Here is an 18,793-nt window from a genome sequence, read left to right as displayed (position 1 = left end):
AATGACCAATGAGTCATTATTGTTCGGTTCGGTTTAATATATATGTATCATTACAGCCTTACGCTACTGGATTGCAATCTGATCGGGGAGGAAACATGTAATGCAAAAACAAATGAAATGGCCGCTTATCCTATTTGCTATCGGGGTGTTTATGGCTGCACTGGATAACGGGATTATTACGTCGTCTCTGACTACTTTAAATGCGTCGTTTGGCGTGTCGCCGACGTGGGGAGCATGGACAATCACGCTCTATACGCTCGGACTTGCGGTGAGTGTGCCGATTGCAGGTAAGCTCTCCGACCGTTATGGACGCAAAAAGCTGTTTCTGATTGAAGTGGCTTTGTTCGGAATCGGGTCTTTACTCGTTGCGCTAAGCACATCGTTTACCTTCTTCCTAATTGCTCGTGTCATCCAGGCGCTGGGTGGTGGCGGGATTTTTATTATTGCGAGCTCTTACGTATTAAGCAAGTTCCCAGCGGAGCGTCAGGGCACAGCCTTGGGTCTTCTGGGAGGTATGAACGGGGTTGCGGCGATTCTTGGGCCGAATATCGGTGCTTTTATCCTCGACATTACGGGAAATTGGCATTGGTTGTTCTTAATCAATGTACCGATCGCCATTTTGTTGTTTATTGCGGGTATCCGTTATATTCATGAAGAACAGGAGCTGAGCCGTAAGGCGGTGGACTGGAGTGGTATCGCAGTCCTGACGCTGGGTGTGCTCAGTCTGATGTACAGCTTCAGCAATCTGGATGGCGTAAATATGCTACAAAGTCTTGGCTCACCGACGTTCTATGGTTTCTTCCTGGCAGGTGTGGTCATTCTGGTCTTCTTCTACTTTCTTGAAAAAAGGCTGGAGGGATCACAACGTGAACCTGTTGTATCTACAGAACTTCTGGGCATTGCGTCCTTTCGTTGGACGCTGCTGATTGCCTTTTTCTCAGGAGCCATTCTGGCATCTGTGATCTTCATTCCAGGCTTTGTTGAGCAATACCTCGGGGTATCCAACACAGCCTCCGGCTACTGGTTTACACCGCTTGCTCTGGCTTCAGGCATTGGTGCGGGCGGTGGCGGTTTTCTTGTTGACCGCAAAGGGCCAATATGGACGTTATCTGTGGCAGGATTCCTGTCGGCAATTGGCTTCCTGCTCTTCCCGCTGTGGGTAGAGCATATCTGGCAATTCGTGATTGCGAGTGTACTCGTGGGGATCGGCTTCGGTATGATGCTGGGAGCTCCGGTGAACGTGCTCGTTACTGAGCAAGCGGGTGAGAATAACAAAGGCATTGCGGTAGCGACCAGTTCCTTGTTCCGTCAGATGGCTATGGCGATCGCGCCAACCATTTTTGCCGGTTTCTTAGCTCGTTCCTTTTCCAACCTGGGTTCCAATATTCAGCAGGGCCTCGCAGATCAGGGCATTCAGGTGCCGCCCGAAGCGCTTCAACAATATGCGTCTGGCGGCGGTAAAGCTTCAGGGAGCGATATTTCCAGCTTAACCGAGGGACTGTCCCAAATTCCTGATCCGGGCATTCGAGATGTGCTGCTACAGGCTCTGCATCAGACAACCGGCGAGGGTTATAGTGGGCTGTTCTGGTCTGCGGTTATTTTCAGTGTACTCACACTGGTGGCTGCGTTTATTACAGGGCGACAGCGTCATAAAGAGAAGAGGAATCGGGTGGAGACAGCCTCAACAAACTGAATGGATGGACATTCCACATCAAGAGAACAGTGCACCTTTTGCCAGTAAAAAAAGGAGCACTGTTCTTTTCAATTTAACCGTATTGTAACTTTTCATCATCCAGCAATGATTACAATAGAACGAGCGTAAGCGGCGTTTTCTTTTCATATAGAGAAAACTTCAGAGAACACCGTGTCACAAGCCATTCCGCACGTTTAATGGTAAATATATAAGTTGAACGATTAATTAACACTGCACCATTGCGGGGTCAGGACAAGTTAAATTCAACTTATATAGTAGTAGTATCGAATTTCATTTTGACAGTGAAGAAGGAATCGATGGATGACAAGCAGAACTAAAGATAAGAAGAAGAAAAGAAGAAAAGGTCTATATATAACGCTCGTATCGCTCGTTGTTTTGTTAATCGGGGGCTATTTGTTTCGTCAGCAGCTTGCTGTAGCGGCCTTCGATCTGTTTCTCGCTGGTTCAGTTGAAGATCAATTGTCCCGTTCCTATGTTCCCCAGGAGGGCAATAATACGCCCGACCCAACGGTATATCGCAAAGAACCGTTCTCGGTGTTGCTGCTAGGCTCAGACAAACGTGCCTATGAGAAAACGCGTGGACGCTCAGACACGGTCATCTATGCAGTTGTTCGTCCGAAAGAATCCCGTGTACTCCTGGTTTCCATTCCGCGTGACACCTATGTGCAGATTGTTGGACGTGATGCCAACAAGGATGGCGAGGATGATTATGACAAGCTCGCGCATGCCTACGCTTTCGGTGGGGAGAATATGTCTATCAATACGGTGGAGAAATTTCTCGATGCGGATGTAGGTTACTATGCAACGATTAACTTTGACGGGATCAAGAAAGTCGTTGATGCGCTTGGTGGCGTGAAGCTGCCGATTGATGAGGACATTGTGAACAAGAACCCGGAACATGTGCAGTTCACAATAGAAGGCGGTAAGCCGATCTATGACGGGCAGGAAGCACTATACTATGTAAGATACCGTGAGGATAGCGATTTTAATCGCACCAAGCGGCAGCAGATCTTCCTTAATGCGATGGCGAATGAGATGCTTAATCTGAACGCTATCAGCAAAATCCCGGAATTGATTCAGATTATGGGAGACAGCTTCCAGACGGATATGCAACCTTCCTTCATTATTGATCTGGCCAAGCAGGTACTGACTCAGGAAAAACCGCAAATCTCAAGCTTCACTATATTGGGCGAGGGGATGCGGAAAGACGGAATTTATTATGGCAAGGCAGATGAGAAAGACGTCCAATATGCCAAAGAGCTGATTAACAACTGGATGGATCAGTCGACCCCAGCCGGTGAAGTGATAATTCCTGACCGGCAGCAGATCGAGTAACCAATTCCATACAGACGTTAATGTTTTAGACAACGATCAGCAGTGCGTTTATTGGCGGGCTGCTGTTTTTTTTACTTTGTAGAAGGAATCATGTCCTTTTGGAACATCTTGCGTTCTAATACGTACTATGTAAGTTGAATGTAATAAGCTGACTGATGAAATTCATAAGGAGGATACTTAAGGGTATGAACATCGCATTTTTTTTGCTGCCCAAACAAGAAGTTACGTGCGTGACGTCGGATTCTACTCTGCGGCAAACGTTAGAACGGATGGAATATCATCGGTTCACAGCGGTGCCCATTTTGAATAAGGAAGGCAAGTATATCGGCACGGTTACCGAAGGTGATCTGTTGTGGTATATGAAGAACGCTGAGGGAAAGATTACATTTGAAAACGCTTCAAAATTCTTGCTCAAGGACGTTCCACTTCGACTGGATATCAAGCCGGTATCCATTGAAGCCAACATGGAGGATTTGATCAATCTGGCCAAAGTGCAGAACTTTGTGCCGGTCGTCGATGATATGGAGCGCTTCATTGGGATCGTAAGACGGAGTCAGATTATTGAGTATTGCGAGGGTATTGTAGCCAAGGAATCCATGAAAGTGAAGTAAGTCGAAACAAATTTCAATATTGTTGCAACAGCGTGGATAATCACAGCCGTCCGGTATCATGTTAAACTTAAGAAGAGCTAAACAAGAGCGAACTTAAATAAATTTTCAACAAGATTAAATACGAATTCGTTGTACGGGGTCCCCGCAAAGTACCTGAGATAAGATTCGGAGGACTTCTCCGCTTTTTGGGGTAATTTTGCGGCCCCCCTTTTTATGCTATAATGGAGAATAAAGCTTTTTCGGGGGAGAGTGACTTTCGCCAATATGCCTAAAGAACTGGATGTAGCCAAACGCGCTAAAGTGATTGAATGGCTTAAAACCGAAGTGCTTGATCAGGTATCCCGATTATTCAAAGCGTTATGGGAAGGCAGTACAACCCGAATCGGGGACAGTCTCGCCAGTTTGATGATGAGTAGTTACATATTGGGCCGCAGGCTCGGTATTCCTTTCAAGGATTTGGATGCACTGCTTGTTGAGAAATTGAAAAAGCATAAACAGGAAGGTCACCAGTTGGAAGATTGGTACCAGGATATTTCCGCGCTAGAAGATCACATGCGTAAGAGGTGAATTTGTTGAAATTTAGCTTTAAATCAGCTGTCTGGAGCGTAGTTTATCTGCTCTTGCTACTTTCGCTGTTAACTCCTTTATCGGTTTTGGCCATATTTTTCATGATGATACCAGGAGTTATTTTGTTTGCTTCATTACCGGTAAAATCATTTATATGGCATCTCGTCCCAGTGGCGATTATTTTGGTCATATTTAGTCCGATTTATTTGTTATTACTGCTTTTGTTCACCCTGCCCGCCATTGTTATGGGCAATGCTTACAAGAAAAAGAAGTCGGCCTTGTTTGCCCTAATGGCAGGAAGTGGAGCCATGCTGGCCGAGTATCTGTTGCTCCTGTTGATTGGAAGTGTAATCTTCCAGTTTGATTTATCGAGTTATATTGATGACGTGGTTAGATTGACGATTGAACCCCTGACGAATACATCCAGTCAGATGGTAAATGGGTTTGTATGGACACCTGAAATGACTCAGGATGTCGCAAGACAGACGCAGCTTATGATTCCATTCGCCTTGGTGGTCACGTCTCTGGTTATGGCTCTAATCACACATCTCATTGCACGTCCGATTTTAAACGTAATGGGTGTGGTTGTACCGAAATTTCCACCTGCGCGTGAATGGCGTATGCCGCGTGCCCTGATCTGGTATTACTTCCTTGCATTGTTGTTCGAAGTGATATCCAGGCAGAGTGACGGAACGTACTGGACCATGATTGCCATGAACTTGTCGCCTCTAATCAATTTGGGCTTCATGATTCAAGCCATCGGATTCTTCTTCTTTCTCTCACATGCAAAGAAATGGAATCCGGTTGTACCGTATTTGCTGGCGGCAGCAGTCTTCTTCATTGGACCGCTGCGGATTATCGGGATTATCGATCTGGCGTTCCCGCTTCGCGAGGCAATATCGAAACCAAAACGATAGGGTGATGAGTCATGCCTAAATTTCTGAAGAAACGCTGGCACGGCTACTATACCGTATGGGCGTTCATACTGCTGCTTCTGCTTGTTATGTTCGTGACCATCTACAACTGGACGCTTGGTTTGATTAGTCTGATACTGGCTTCGGCGCTGGGAATCGTCATGATTAAGGCGGAGCTCGCGTTCCGTCGTGAGCTTAACGACTACATTAATGGCCTTTCCATTCGTATCAAGCGAATGGAGGGGGAAGCGGTCAGCATGCTCCCATTCGGTATTGTGTTGTACAGCGAAGATCGTACCGTAGAGTGGCATAATCGCTTCGTCGCGGACATGTTCCAAGAGAAGACGATGGTTGGCAATCCGCTGCAAAATTTATTTCCCAAACTTCCTCAACCGAAGGAGAAAAAGGATGGGAACAAGGAGTCGTCCAAGGAACTTCATGACGAATTCCAACTGGATGATCGATATTATGGAGTTATCCATAACCCGCAGGAGCGGTATGTATATGTTTACGAGATTACGGAGCTAGCCATTCTTCGTGATAAATATGAGAATGAACGCATTGCCCTGGGCATTCTGGTTCTCGATAACCTGGACGAAGCAGCCCAGGGCATGGACGACCAGCAGCGAACTGCGCTTATTGCTCGTGTGACAAGTGAGATCACGTCTTGGGCGAAGCGGTATGAAGTATATCTGCGTCGGCTGTCCTCCGATCGTTATCTCATGATGTTGAACCAAAAGTCTTTGCAGGAACTGGAGCAGAGTCGATTTGTCATTCTGGATGAAGTCCGGGAGATGACCGCTGATCTTAAGGTGCCGATGACACTAAGTGTTGGACTGGCATTTGGTTCGGATACCATCAGTGAGATGGGAGAACTCGCTCAGTCCAGTCTGGATATGGCACTTGGCCGTGGTGGTGACCAGGCTGCCGTAAAATCTGGACAGCGGTTGTCCTTTTACGGTGGGAAGTCCAACGCGGTGGAGAAACGTACACGGGTAAGGGCCCGGGTTATCGCGCATGCATTGCGTGATCTGATGCAGGAGAGCGACCGGGTGATTATCATGGGTCACAAAATGCCCGATATGGATGCGATTGGCGCGTCTATTGGGGTATGGAAAGCGGCGAGTCTGTACAATGTGGAGGCACGAATTGTGCTGGATGGGCCCAACCCTTCCATTGAACGCATGATGGAACAGGTGAATAAAGATGAGAAGCTTTCCAAAGCCTTTGTGTCACCAGAACAGGCCATCCAGATGATGACGGAGCACACGCTGCTCGTTGTTGTCGATACACATAAGGCATCCATGACAATGGAGCCGAAGCTGGTTCAATCCGCTACGCGTGTCGTGGTTGTGGATCACCACCGTCGGGGTGAAGAATTCATTAACGATGCAGTACTGATCTATCTGGAGCCATATGCATCATCGGCAGCAGAACTGGTAACTGAGCTTCTCCAATATATTCATGACAAGGTACAATTCACTCCACTGGAAGCGACGGCGTTATTAGCCGGGATTACGGTGGATACGAAGCATTTTGCACTCCATACGGGATCGAGAACGTTTGAAGCGGCAGGCTTCCTGCGTCGTAGTGGTGCAGACACCATTATGATCCAGCGGTTGATGAAAGAAGATCTGTCAGAATATATTGCTAAGGCAGAAATCATAAAGCATGCTAAAATGGTATACGGGAACATTGCGCTGGCGGTCACGGACCCTGGCAACAAGATTCCACAGATGATGATCGCCCAAGTGGCGGACACATTGCTAAATATGACCGACGTGGTCGCTTCATTTGTCATTAGTGAACGTCCGGATGGACTGATTGGCATCAGCGCGAGATCGCTGGGGCGCATGAATGTTCAGGTGGTCATGGAACGACTGGGCGGTGGCGGACATTTGACGAATGCTGCCGTGCAGCTTGAAGGAACGCTTGGAGAGGCGGAAAAACGGCTGACGAACGTACTGGCTGAAATCGAAAAGGAAGAGGGTTTGTTCGAATGAAAGTCATTTTTATAAAAGATATGAAGGGTCAAGGCAAAAAAGGGCAAGTGAAGGAAGTGTCCGAGGGGTACGCACAGAACTTTCTTCTGCCACGGGGAATCGCACGTCCGGCAACAGACGGAAACATGAAAACACTGGACAACCAGAAGGCAGCGGAAGACAGACGTAAGCAGGATGAGAAAGCAGAAGCGGAAGCTCTGGCTAAAAAGCTGGAAGCTGAAGTGACTGAACTGAAAGCAAAATCCGGCGAAGGCGGCCGTCTGTTCGGTGCAATCACGAGCAAACAAATCGCAGAAGCTCTGGCAGCAAAAGGTCTGAAAGTCGACAAACGCAAAATTGAACTGGACGAGCCTATTCGCACACTCGGCGTAACGCAAGTAACCGTCAAGGTTCACCCTGAAGTGAAGGCTACCTTGAAGGTGCAGGTAACGGAGGAGTAAGATGGGCGGCGAAATGTTATTCGACCGGATTCCCCCACAGAACCTGGAAGCCGAACAGGCCGTGCTGGGTGCAATCCTGTTGCAGGGCGAAGCCCTGATCACAGCGATGGAACGGGTGCAAACCGAGGATTTCTATGATAAACCCCATCAATTAATTTTTGAAGCGATGATCCAGCTTGGCGAGGGAAATCAACCGATTGACCTCGTGACACTGACTTCGCTGCTGAAGGATAAAGGCGAGCTCGAGGACATCGGCGGCGTCAGTTATCTGGCGAAGCTGGCTCATGGTGTTCCGACTGCCGCGAACGTGGATTATTACGCCCAGATTATCGAAGAGAAATCCATGCTGCGTCGCCTGATTCGTACGGCTACGCAGATTGTGAGTGAAGGATACACGGGTGGTGAGGATGTCGCGGCTATGCTTGGAGAAGCAGAGCGGCGCATTCTGGAGATTTCCAACCGACGTTCCAGTAGCGGTTTTATAGCCATTCAGGATGTACTGATGGAAGTATTCGACCGTGTGGAGACGCTGCATCAGAACAAGGGCACCACAACCGGCATTCCGTCGGGGTTCATCGATCTGGACAAGATGACCGCCGGATTCCAGCGGAGTGACTTGATTATTGTAGCGGCACGTCCATCTGTAGGTAAGACCGCCTTCGCCCTGAATATCGCCCAGAACGTAGCCATTCGGGCGCAGGAGACGGTTGCGATATTCAGTCTGGAGATGTCAGCCGCACAGCTCGTACAGCGTATGATCTGTGCAGAGGCCAATCTGGATGCCAGCGTTATGCGTATGGGTGATTTCAAGGGTGATGAAGACTGGCAGAAGCTGACGATGGGCATTGCAGCCTTGAATGAAGCCAACATCTATATCGATGATACGCCAGGGATTACCGTAGCTGATATTCGTGCTAAATGCCGTCGTCTCAAGAAAGAGAAAGGTCTTGGCATGATTCTGATCGACTACCTTCAACTGATTAGTGGACGCGGTAAAGCCGGCGAGAACCGTCAACAAGAGGTATCCGAGATCTCACGTACCCTGAAACAGATTGGCCGGGAACTGGAAGTTCCGGTTATTGCCTTGTCTCAGCTGAGTCGGGGTGTAGAGCAACGTCAGGATAAACGTCCGATGATGAGTGACTTGCGGGAATCGGGTTCGATTGAGCAAGATGCCGACATCGTAGCGTTCCTGTACCGGGATGACTACTATAACCAGGAGACCGAGAAGAAAAACATTATCGAGATTATTATCGCCAAACAGCGTAATGGTCCGGTAGGTACGGTGGAACTGGTCTTCCTGAAAAACTTTAATAAATTCGTTAATTACGAGCGGGCACATAATGATGCCTTTGCCATGTAGGGGACAGGCACAGACTGCTTCGATAAGGAAGTGAAATCGTCTGTCCCGGCATCAACCATTAGATCATATGAACTCATAAATACGTTGTGAATACGACATATAGCGTTGGATTTGAAAGCGTAGCGTATAACCGGGGTTAGCCGTCAAGCAAGCTTTGACTGGCTTCGCCGGTTTTTTGCGTCGCATTATTGAGTCAATTCCGAACATTAGAGTTTGACTATATCTAATTGTTCGCCATTTGATTTGACTTTGAAAAAAGGGACTGGTACACTAGTACTGCTGCGTTAAAGCAGCGAAAACCTTCCCTTGGATGTAAACAGAGGGGGATTTTCACTGTCCGTTAGCACGCTTCTCCGCTGGTAATTTCACTTCAAATTCCTGCCGAGATAGAGGACGGACAGACCAATACAAAGGTGCGCAAGGCACCCACGGAGGTATGTACTATGTCAACGGTAGTTGTAGTGGGAACGCAATGGGGAGACGAAGGTAAAGGCAAGATTACGGATTATTTGGCGGAATCCGCAGACGTGGTTGCTCGTTACCAAGGCGGTAACAATGCAGGACACACGATTCTGATCGATAACAAAAAATATAAATTGACGATGATTCCATCGGGTATCTTCTACACAGACAAAGCATGTGTAATTGGTAACGGTATGGTTATTAACCCGAAGGCACTCATCGAAGAAATTAACTATATTCATGACAATGACTTTACGACCAAAAACCTGTCCATCAGCGAACGCGCACACATCATCCTGCCATATCACATGGTATTGGATGCATTGGAAGAAGAGAGCAAAGGCCCGAACAAAATCGGTACAACAGGCAAGGGAATTGGCCCATGTTACATGGACAAATCAGCCCGTATCGGTATTCGTATGGTTGATCTGCTTGATGCGGAAGAGTTCGAACTGAAACTGCGTCATTTGGTAAAAGAAAAAAACCGTGTAATCGAGCAGGTCTATGGCGGCGAGTCTGTAGATGTAGAAGAAATTCTGAAAGATTACCTGGGATATGCAGAAATTCTGCGTCCTTATGTGCGTGATACATCAGTTGTGCTCAATGAATACATCGATGAGGACAAAAAAGTATTGTTCGAAGGCGCACAAGGCGTTATGTTGGATCTTGACCAAGGTACTTATCCATTCGTTACTTCATCCAATCCGTCTGCAGGCGGCGTATGTATCGGTTCTGGCGTTGGCCCAGCTCGTATTCAGCAGGTTATCGGTGTGGCTAAAGCCTATACAACACGTGTAGGAGATGGTCCTTTCCCGACAGAATTGCATGATGCGATCGGTGACCAAATTCGTGAGACCGGACATGAGTACGGTACTGTAACGGGACGTCCGCGTCGTGTCGGCTGGTTCGACAGTGTTGTTGTTCGCCACGCTCGTCGTGTTAGCGGAATTACGGGTCTGTCCCTGAACTCCCTGGATGTAATGACAGGTCTGGAAACGGTGAAAATCTGCACAGGATACAAATTCCGCGGCGAGGTTATCACTCACTATCCGGCAAGCCTGAAAATGCTGGCAGAATGTGAAGCGGTATACGAAGAGCTTCCAGGCTGGAGCGAAGATATCACTTCGGCGAAGAAACTGGAAGACCTGCCTGTGAACACACAGAACTATGTGAAACGTGTTTCCGAACTGACAGGCATTCCAATTGCGATCTTCTCTGTAGGCCGTAACCGTGAGCAAACGAATCAGGTTCTTCCTATCTACGAATAAGCAACTAGGTTAACTAGGCAATACGAAGTTAAACGTCCATCTAAATGATATGCTTATACAGGCATCATAGAGCCCCAGTTATCGCTTAAATAGCGATGGCTGGGGTTTTTCGCATGCCTTCCTGATATAATCCCCGGATTTCCGTCAATACTGGTTAACAGTAGACTCATAGATCCTGAAACATCGAATGTGATATGGGGTCGGAAAACGGAGGGAGAGAACGGGAATGAAGTTGCTTCAATGGTTCATTAAAATATTGCTTACCGTGATGCTGGTCAGTTCACTGACCCTGCTGACAACCGGATTAATCGTTCAGTCATATGTAAAATCACTGCTGGCGAGTTTCAATATTCAGTGGGAAGGCCAGCCCATGGGGTTAACGGCCATGTTTCAGGGTGCATTAGGTGGTAAGTCCGGTGAAGAGAAGAAGCCTGGAACGGGCACGACAGATCAGCCGGCAGGAGCGGAGGAGGAACACGTTCCAGAAGATGCGATATCTGTCATGGGCAATGGAACAGAAAATGGAGAAACAGGCGCGAATACAGGCAACAGCTCAGGACAGGGTACGGGATCAGACGAGGGTCAAGGAGCAGGCTCAGGAACGGACTCCTCCGCTACGGGATCAAGCCCAGGGGGCAGCTCAGCCGCGGGGACAGACGCAGATGCTGGTACAAATGCCGGTACCGATTCAGGGACAACAACAGGCAACAGTACAGCATCGGGCAACGGATCAGGAACGAATTCCAATGGCACGCCTTCTTCAGGGAATGATGAGATTGTTGTATCTCCGGATGACATCACAGGCAAGAAAGACAAGCTGCCGTTGGAGGAAAAAGAAAAGATATTCAGCTTGCTGATGAACAAGTTGCCCCAGAAAGAGATGCAGCAAATCTCAGGCGCTATGGAAGGCGGCCTGACTGAGCAGGAGCTGCGTGATATTGAGCAGGTGATCTCCAAGTATCTGACGAGCGAAGAATACGATAATCTGATGGAAGTCCTTCAGGCGGAATAAACTAAGTTTATGCAAGAGTTTAACGAAATCCCTCACCAGAGATGATCTGGCGAGGGATGTTTAGTTTGTATTTTTATGAAAAAGAAAACACATTTCAGTGGGTCTTAGAACCTAGTCTTAAAAAATGATCAAAAGTACATAGTATACCTGAAGTAGAGGTGTTACGGGGAAGAATATAGATCTGCCATCTTATGGATAATACAGGAAAACCAAGCGTAGCGCGGCTTTGCGCTATGACGTGTACAGTTGAAATGAGTGTAAAACCTGTGTTAAAGTATACGGGTGTGATAAAAGGTTAAAATTTTGACACTTTTACGAGCGCAGCTAAAGTCCTGATTTGCGGACACCCGAATACAAATATCGACAAGCATGGGACAGACACATTGGGTGATGTCTTGACAGAAATGCGAACTGAGAAGTGCTGAAAAGGAGAGAATCATGAAAGGTTTCAGAGGCATACGCCAACCGGGCAAGAACCGGGAACACGAACAATCCGGGGAACACCGGACGGCCGAAGACAAAAACAACATGAGCATGTCCAACTTCAGTGGTAACAAAAAGCGCGTTCTGGCCTCGCGCAAATGGATCATTACAGCAGCATGTGGTTTATTCATCGCTGCATCGATCGGATTCGCAGGCAAACAATACGTTGCTGCAAACACCGTCCCATATTATAAAGTGATGGTTAAAGGAAATGAGATTGGCACCATCACGGATGAGGCGCAATTACAGAAATTATTTGCAGACAAAACCGAGGAATTCCAAAATAAATATCCAGAAGCGGAAATGGTGCTGAACACAGACGGTATCACGACCGAAACCATTAAAGCATACAAGCCCGTAGTGAACAGCGATGAGACGCTGGACAAGCTCGGCGACATGCTTACCGCCTATGCCAAGGGTGTAGAGCTCAAGGTAGACGGTGAAGTGATCGGCATTGTGAAGGATCAGGCAACAGCAGACGCGATTCTGGAACAAGTGCAGAACAAGTACATATCGGCATCGGCTGTGCGCAGTTCGCTCAAGACGAAGTCGGTATCGGCAAACTCATCGAAAAAAGCCGAGGGACCGAGTACTACGCTGAAGTCGGTGGGCATCAAGGAAGATGTAGCGACAGATGTGGTAAAGGCTGATCCAAACAAAATATGGGATGTGTCCGAGGCGGTTGAAGCTTTAACCGTTGGTAAAGACGCGCCTGTAACTTATGTCGTGCGTGAAGGAGATACGATCTCTTCCATTGCTGCCAAATACGAAATTACGCAAAGCGAGATTCGCAAACATAATCCGGGCGTCAAAGAAACGTCGCTGCAAATTGGGGACGAGCTTACGTTGACGGTACCAAAGCCAGCCGTTACTGTTAAATCAGTTGAGCAGGTGGTTGAACAGATTGAAATTAAACCGCAGGTGGAAGTACGCAAAAGTGCTGAGCTCAAAGCAGGCACAACAAAAGTGGTGCGTCCAGGTCAAAGCGGTCTGAAAAGCATGCAATATCGGATAACGAAAGAAAACGGTGAAGTCGTTCAGGAGGAATGGCTTGGCCAGGAAGTCATCAAAGCAGCGGTTACTGAAGTGGTCCTGAGTGGAACCAAAGTGGTCGGTGAAGGTACAGGAGAATTTGCTTGGCCGGTATCCAACGCTACGATGAGCAGCAGCTTTGGACAACGCTGGGGTCGCCAGCACAAAGGTGTCGATCTTGTCGGTAACCGGGACGTGAAAGCGTCTGATGAGGGCGTGATTACTTTTGCAGGACAGAAGAGTGGTTATGGCAATGTTATTATTATTAACCATCGTAATGGATACGAAACGCTTTATGGGCACTTGAACAGCATTGGTGTTAAGGTTGGACAAGTCGTTGAAAAAGGTGAGAGCATCGGCGTAATGGGTAATACGGGCCGTTCGACCGGAACGCATCTGCATTTCGAGATTATCAAGAACGGAACGGTGGAAAATCCGTTGACATACTTGAACTAGTTATATCGCAATCGAGGGCAAGGTTGGCAGTTGATGCTGGCCTTGTTTTTTGCTGCTGTAAAAATTTTTCAGTTTGGGCTGCACATTGGCCCTGATCGGGATGTGACGGTGCTTCAGGTATGTTAAACTATAGACTATAGGCAACGAGCCATATGATATAGACTATAGTCAAAGAACGAGCTAGAAATAAGTTCAACGAGGCTTTGATACAAGCTGAATATAAGAGAGATAGACCGCTCAGGCGGATCAAGCAGGATATAGGGGTGAAGACAGCCGATGCAGGGGAAGATTTTGGTGGTGGACGATGAACAGCCCATTGCGGACATTCTGAAGTTTAATTTGGAAAAAGAGGGGTACGAGGTCATCTGCGCTTTTGATGGCATTCGTGCGGTTGAATTGGCGTTATCCGAGAAGCCGGATCTGATGCTGCTGGACCTGATGCTGCCAGGTAAGGATGGTATGGATGTGTGCCGCGAGGTGCGTGCCCATCTGGAGATGCCGATCATTATGCTGACCGCAAAGGATGGCGAGATCGATAAGGTGCTCGGTCTGGAGCTGGGCGCGGATGATTACGTGACGAAGCCTTTCAGTACGCGCGAGCTGCTCGCCCGGGTGAAAGCACAGATGCGCAGACGGCAGAAGCCTGCCATCACGGCTGAAGCGCCGGAAGACGAAGAGAAACAGGTCATGCGTTTATTTGATCTGGCGTTTGATATGGACATGTATACAGCTTACAAAGGCGGCGAACCGCTGGATCTGACCCACCGTGAGTACGAACTTCTCTATTATATGGCGAAGCATTCCGGCAAGGTAATGACACGTGAACATCTGCTGCAGGCGGTATGGGGATATGAATATTTCGGGGATGTACGTACCGTTGATGTTACGATTCGTCGTCTGCGTGAGAAGATTGAGGAGAACCCGAGCAAACCGGAAACGATTCTGACTCGCCGCGGGCTGGGTTATCTCGTACGCAGTCCCAAAAGCGTGGGGATATAATGGGGCGTTTCTCTCGATTTTCGTTCTTTCGAACGATTCAGGCGAAACTGATTATTATCTATGTACTGCTGATTCTGATTGCGATGCAATTGATCGGCGTTTATTTTGTAAGTGCGATGAAGAACTCGCTGACCAGCAACTTCACTGAGGATTTGCAGGCACGGGCTGAGATGCTCTCTGTGCTTGTAGGGGAGACGATGGCTGGTGGAGAAGCCGAGGCTGGCGAGGACAAAACGGAAAACCTGCGTGTGTTGGTTAACAACCTGTTCAACATTAACGGCGCCGAGATTCAGGTGCTGGATGCCAGCGGCAAAGTGCTGACCACCTCGCTAAGTTCACATTCGGACTATGTTGGACGCAAAAACACCCAAACCGTTGTCAGCCGTGCGCTGCAAGGCATTCGGGACAATGAGGAATATATCGTGGACGAGGATAATGTTCGCAAAAAGGTCGTTGCCAAGCCGGTGCTGTCCGGCGGCAAGATTATCGGCGCGGTCTACATCGCTGCCTCGATGAATGAGTTATATGCCACAATGGAGGGCATTAACAAGATTTTTATCTCCGGCATTTTGATTGCTTTGGTATTAACCGCAGTGCTTGGTGTCATTCTGTCACATACGATTACGCAGCCTATCAAGGAAGTTACCCGAAGGGCGACGGCGGTCGCGGAAGGCAACTTCGATCAGCAGACGCCTGTATTCGGAACGGACGAGATTGGACAGCTCAGTCGGGCATTCAACTATATGACCAGCAGGCTCAGGGATGCACTCTCCCAGAACGAAGAGGAGAAGGAGAAGCTCACGTCCATTCTGACCAATATGAGCGATGGCGTGGTCGCAACGGACGAATATGGCAAAGTCATTCTGGTGAACCGCCGTGCAAGCAGCATTCTGGGCATGCGTCCGGCGGACATTGAAGGAAGGCATTTTGCCGTATTGCTCGGCATTGATCCGGAAGATGCTGAAGCGTTAGCCAGTGGCTTTACAGGTTCGACGTTGCTCCAGATTGCACCTGCGGGACAAGAAGATCCCGTTGTCATTCGCATGACGTTTACACCGGTTCATCGTCGTGAACTGGGCATTACGGGTACGATCGCTGTGCTTCAGGACGTTACGGAGCAGGAAGAACTGGAAGCATCACGACGTGAATTCGTGGCGAATGTCTCTCATGAGCTGCGTACACCGCTGACTACCATTAAGAGCTACGCAGAAGCGCTGGATGATGGGGCTCTGGAAGATCCGCAGCTCGCCGGACGATTCGTTGGAGTAATCCAGAATGAGACGGAGCGTATGATTCGCTTGGTTACGGATTTGCTGCATCTGTCCAGGCTCGATTCTAAGGAAGCGATGCTGCGCAAACAGCCAACCGACATCATGGAGATGTTGGAAGAAGTATCGGACCGTTTTTCGTTCCAGATGCATCAGAAGGATATTCAACCTGTGCTTTCTGTGGAGAACGGAATTCCAGCGGTTCCGCTGGATCGGGACCAAATTGACCAGGTGCTCGATAATGTCGTGTCCAACGCGCTGAAATACACGCTTGAAGGTGGCACGATTACAATCGCAGCCAGACGCAATGATGATCATACTCTCGCCATATCAGTGACCGATACGGGGATGGGGATTCCACAGCGGGATCTGGATCGCATTTTTGAACGGTTTTATCGGGTAGACAAGGCTCGCTCCCGCAGTATGGGCGGCACAGGGCTTGGATTGTCCATTGCCCGGGAAATTGTGAAGGCCCATGATGGCAATATCTCACTGGAGTCCGAAGTGGACGTGGGGACAACGGTAACGTTCACAGTGCCCATGCGTGAGGAAGGAGGTGAGCACCTTGAAAGAGCGGATTAAATCTCTGGTGCTTGCTTCCCTCGTCGTTGCCAGTTTGGTACAAAGTTACTTCCTGATCTATCGTTTGCCCGGTGGAGGCGATTCGATTGTGACGTCAGAGACGAACTATGTAAAGACCGAGAATATGGGCCAGGAACGCAATATTGAAGATTTAATTTTCCCGGATCAGATGGTTATTCATCTGGGAGAGGACAAACATACGGTGTTTTATCCGGGTAATACGTTCTATCAGTTGATCTATTCACGGTTGCAGGGGCGTACATTTGATGATTTCCAGCGTCGGAGTGTGCAATCGGTCAACTGGGGTCAGATTCGTAAGGAGAATCCTGGCTTTGAGCTGTCGTTCAAGGAAGGCATCCCTGTAGCGTTGTTACAGCGCGTGATGCGGCTCGGGACAGACTCCTTATTCCAGGGGGAAACGATTAACCGGATCTCGATCTATACGGCCAAAAATGAAACAAAGGCTCACGCACTGTTCTTCAGCGCCAAAGGTGATGTGGTCTACGAGGCGACACAGGCGGATCTGACAGTACAGGACGTGCAGCAGCATGTCGACTTCGGTAGCAGCTGGACACCTTATACGCTGATGGACGGCGGATATTATATCCCGGCTGAAGCACTGGAAACGATTGAGGCTGACGTGCCTACAGGCCAGTTCACTGTTGAGCAGATGCAGCGAAGCCTATTCTTTGATCCAAGTATGACCCGAAACATTCGGGAAAAGGATGGATCGGAGATCTATACAGACAGCAAGCGCAGTCTGCAAGTGAAGCAAGAACAGCGCTGGATTAGCTACACCGATCCGGCGGCACCACCTGCGGGACAGATTGATGCAGCGAAGGATGCGCTGTCCGCGGTTGATTTTGTGAATCAGCATGGCGGCTGGAAAGGTCGTTCGCGCATGATGCTGGACACTACCGATACGAAGACGAAGCTCCAGTTCCAACAATATTACAGCAGCTTCCCGATTATGGACTCGATGCAGTTCCGGTTCGGCACGATCAGCATGGAGATGCAGCAGGAAACGGTATCCAGCTATGAACGTTCGCTCGAATATCTGAACGAAGGGGCGGAGACGAAGAAATCGGTCACCCTGCCCGGAGGGGACAAGCTGAAGGCGCTCATCCAGAAGGTGGCGGGTACCAACCGTAAGGTCGTAGACGTGTATCCGGCGTACCGTCCATCCAGCATTGAGGATGGGCTGAAGCTGATCCCGGTATGGGTAATCCGCTTTGGAAACGGGGAGGAAACCACCGTTTCTTGATGGGTTATAGGATATGAAGTCATTTGATATCCTGGTGGGATTTAAGATCACACGTTAACGGGGGGGCAGAAAAAACCTGAAGAAGCGAAGCTACAAGCTTTCTGAAAGAAAGCTACTTCGGAAGCATAGGCTTCGCCTTTATCTCCGGATTTCTCCCTTAGGAAAAGGGAATCAAGAAATCTGGGGATAACAGCGATCGGAAGGTTGTTCTGGCCACGGAGTGGTAAGTGTGATAGTAGTCGTAATTATCAAATGATGGAGGTGAATGTTTTGGATTGGGGACGGGCGAAAAATGTGTTGATCTATGCCTTCCTGCTGCTCAATCTGGTGCTGGGATACCAGATCTGGATGGATGCGCGGGAGACGGCCGGAGCCAATCTGGACTTCACCTCGCTGGCGGATAATACACAGCAGGCGATGGAGGAAAAGGGCATTCAGGTGCTGGCTCCTATTCCGAATGAGACGCCGAAGCTGCCGAAGCTATCGTATGAGTTCATTGAAGATAACAAGGCAGGCATTGAGGTTGAATTGGAAAAGCCTGTGGACAGTAAGCTGATCTTCTCGCAAAGCGAGCTGGAGGATGCACTACAGGACGAGATTCCCCAGATCGGTACGTATCGATGGGATCAGCTGATGGCGGAGGATGGGGCATTTGTGCTTCATCCGTTGGTGGATGGCAAATGGCCGCTCTTCAATGTTAGTCTGGAGCTATTCTACAGCGATCAGAAAATTACGGGTTACCGTCAGACTCCGGTGCGGATTACGACAGCGGAGGAAAGCGATCAGCAGGTGCTTCCGGCGTCGAAGGCGCTGGGTACACTGATCGAGAACTTTTTGCCAAATGATGCGATTGTCAAAGATATTCAGTTGGGCTATTATGGCCAGTTGTTCAATTCAGATATGCAGGTGGCGATGCCGGCATGGCGGTTCGTGCTGGAAAGTGGCGAAGTGTTGTACGTGCAGGGCATCAGTGGGGATGTATTCAGTCCCAAGACAGACAAACCAGGGGAGTAATGCGTT

Annotated in this window: 15 protein-coding genes; all 15 read left to right on the top strand. The window is 48.7% G+C overall.

The genetic code is table 11. The annotated features are described in order from the left end of the window. Positions 1–100: 100 nt before the first annotated feature. The 15 genes from AC3ITG_RS32055 (at position 101) to yycI (ending at position 18,787) form a co-directional block, all read left to right on the top strand. Entirely contained in the window at positions 101–1,693 is a 1,593-nt protein-coding gene (locus AC3ITG_RS32055) for an MFS transporter (protein ID WP_489252456.1), read from the top strand. Positions 1,694–2,014: 321 nt separating this feature from the next. Continuing rightward, a complete protein-coding gene (locus tag AC3ITG_RS32050) occupies positions 2,015–3,049 on the top strand; it encodes an LCP family protein (protein ID WP_413373902.1) in 1,035 nt (344 codons plus the stop codon). A gap of 185 nt (positions 3,050–3,234) precedes the next feature. Then, the gene (locus AC3ITG_RS32045; protein WP_063567369.1) at positions 3,235–3,660 is read left to right on the top strand and encodes a CBS domain-containing protein; all 426 of its coding nucleotides are present in this window, start codon (positions 3,235–3,237) and stop codon (positions 3,658–3,660) included. A 264-nt stretch (positions 3,661–3,924) separates the two neighbouring features. After that, complete coding sequence (locus AC3ITG_RS32040) at positions 3,925–4,227, top strand: MazG-like family protein (protein ID WP_024629547.1); 303 nt, start codon at positions 3,925–3,927, stop codon at positions 4,225–4,227. Then, on the top strand, positions 4,224–5,144 hold the full coding sequence (locus AC3ITG_RS32035; RefSeq protein WP_231952824.1) for a DUF2232 domain-containing protein: 921 nt from the start codon (positions 4,224–4,226) through the stop codon (positions 5,142–5,144). The genes AC3ITG_RS32040 and AC3ITG_RS32035 overlap by 4 nt, the downstream gene beginning before the upstream one ends. Before the next feature lie 11 nt (positions 5,145–5,155). Continuing rightward, complete coding sequence (locus AC3ITG_RS32030; protein ID WP_413373903.1) at positions 5,156–7,144, top strand: DHH family phosphoesterase; 1,989 nt, start codon at positions 5,156–5,158, stop codon at positions 7,142–7,144. After that, positions 7,141–7,584 carry a 50S ribosomal protein L9 gene (gene rplI, locus AC3ITG_RS32025; protein ID WP_413373904.1) on the top strand — a complete coding sequence of 148 codons (444 nt, stop codon included), beginning with the start codon at positions 7,141–7,143 and terminating at the stop codon, positions 7,582–7,584. Before AC3ITG_RS32030 ends, rplI begins: the two co-directional genes overlap by 4 nt. 1 nt (position 7,585) lies before the next feature. Next, positions 7,586–8,947 (top strand): replicative DNA helicase, encoded by a 1,362-nt coding sequence (dnaB, locus tag AC3ITG_RS32020; RefSeq protein ID WP_053781970.1) that lies wholly within the window; start codon positions 7,586–7,588, stop codon positions 8,945–8,947. A 443-nt stretch (positions 8,948–9,390) separates the two neighbouring features. Beyond that, on the top strand, positions 9,391–10,677 hold the full coding sequence (locus tag AC3ITG_RS32015) for an adenylosuccinate synthase (RefSeq protein WP_489252455.1): 1,287 nt from the start codon (positions 9,391–9,393) through the stop codon (positions 10,675–10,677). Between the two features lie 226 nt (positions 10,678–10,903). Further along, entirely contained in the window at positions 10,904–11,689 is a 786-nt protein-coding gene (locus AC3ITG_RS32010; RefSeq protein ID WP_489252454.1) for a hypothetical protein, read from the top strand. A 438-nt stretch (positions 11,690–12,127) separates the two neighbouring features. After that, a complete protein-coding gene (locus tag AC3ITG_RS32005; protein WP_413373907.1) occupies positions 12,128–13,660 on the top strand; it encodes a peptidoglycan DD-metalloendopeptidase family protein in 1,533 nt (510 codons plus the stop codon). A gap of 276 nt (positions 13,661–13,936) precedes the next feature. Then, positions 13,937–14,659: a response regulator YycF gene (gene yycF / locus AC3ITG_RS32000; protein ID WP_062327757.1), complete on the top strand. Its 723-nt coding sequence runs from the start codon at positions 13,937–13,939 to the stop codon at positions 14,657–14,659. Continuing rightward, the gene (walK, locus tag AC3ITG_RS31995) at positions 14,659–16,509 is read left to right on the top strand and encodes a cell wall metabolism sensor histidine kinase WalK (RefSeq protein WP_489252453.1); all 1,851 of its coding nucleotides are present in this window, start codon (positions 14,659–14,661) and stop codon (positions 16,507–16,509) included. The genes yycF and walK overlap by 1 nt, the downstream gene beginning before the upstream one ends. After that, on the top strand, positions 16,493–17,773 hold the full coding sequence (locus tag AC3ITG_RS31990; RefSeq protein ID WP_413373909.1) for a YycH family regulatory protein: 1,281 nt from the start codon (positions 16,493–16,495) through the stop codon (positions 17,771–17,773). Before walK ends, AC3ITG_RS31990 begins: the two co-directional genes overlap by 17 nt. A gap of 270 nt (positions 17,774–18,043) precedes the next feature. After that, positions 18,044–18,787 carry a two-component system regulatory protein YycI gene (gene yycI, locus AC3ITG_RS31985; RefSeq protein ID WP_247900076.1) on the top strand — a complete coding sequence of 248 codons (744 nt, stop codon included), beginning with the start codon at positions 18,044–18,046 and terminating at the stop codon, positions 18,785–18,787. Positions 18,788–18,793 lie beyond the last annotated feature (6 nt).

It is taken from the genome of Paenibacillus sp. GL_099_B (assembly GCF_057835695.1).
Note: the sequence above shows the minus strand (reverse complement) of the source record. Positions and strands in the feature narration are given on the sequence as shown.

Bases quoted from the DNA above. Each gene is read 5' to 3' on its own strand.
- AC3ITG_RS32055 (WP_489252456.1), top strand. From the start codon at position 101: ATGCAAAAACAAATGAAATGGCCGCTTATCCTATTTGCTATCGGGGTG.
- AC3ITG_RS32050 (WP_413373902.1), top strand. From the start codon at position 2,015: ATGACAAGCAGAACTAAAGATAAGAAGAAGAAAAGAAGAAAAGGTCTA.
- AC3ITG_RS32045 (WP_063567369.1), top strand. From the start codon at position 3,235: ATGAACATCGCATTTTTTTTGCTGCCCAAACAAGAAGTTACGTGCGTG.
- AC3ITG_RS32040 (WP_024629547.1), top strand. From the start codon at position 3,925: ATGCCTAAAGAACTGGATGTAGCCAAACGCGCTAAAGTGATTGAATGG.
- AC3ITG_RS32030 (WP_413373903.1), top strand. From the start codon at position 5,156: ATGCCTAAATTTCTGAAGAAACGCTGGCACGGCTACTATACCGTATGG.
- rplI (WP_413373904.1), top strand. From the start codon at position 7,141: ATGAAAGTCATTTTTATAAAAGATATGAAGGGTCAAGGCAAAAAAGGG.
- dnaB (WP_053781970.1), top strand. From the start codon at position 7,586: ATGGGCGGCGAAATGTTATTCGACCGGATTCCCCCACAGAACCTGGAA.
- AC3ITG_RS32015 (WP_489252455.1), top strand. From the start codon at position 9,391: ATGTCAACGGTAGTTGTAGTGGGAACGCAATGGGGAGACGAAGGTAAA.
- AC3ITG_RS32010 (WP_489252454.1), top strand. From the start codon at position 10,904: ATGAAGTTGCTTCAATGGTTCATTAAAATATTGCTTACCGTGATGCTG.
- AC3ITG_RS32005 (WP_413373907.1), top strand. From the start codon at position 12,128: ATGAAAGGTTTCAGAGGCATACGCCAACCGGGCAAGAACCGGGAACAC.
- yycF (WP_062327757.1), top strand. From the start codon at position 13,937: ATGCAGGGGAAGATTTTGGTGGTGGACGATGAACAGCCCATTGCGGAC.
- walK (WP_489252453.1), top strand. From the start codon at position 14,659: ATGGGGCGTTTCTCTCGATTTTCGTTCTTTCGAACGATTCAGGCGAAA.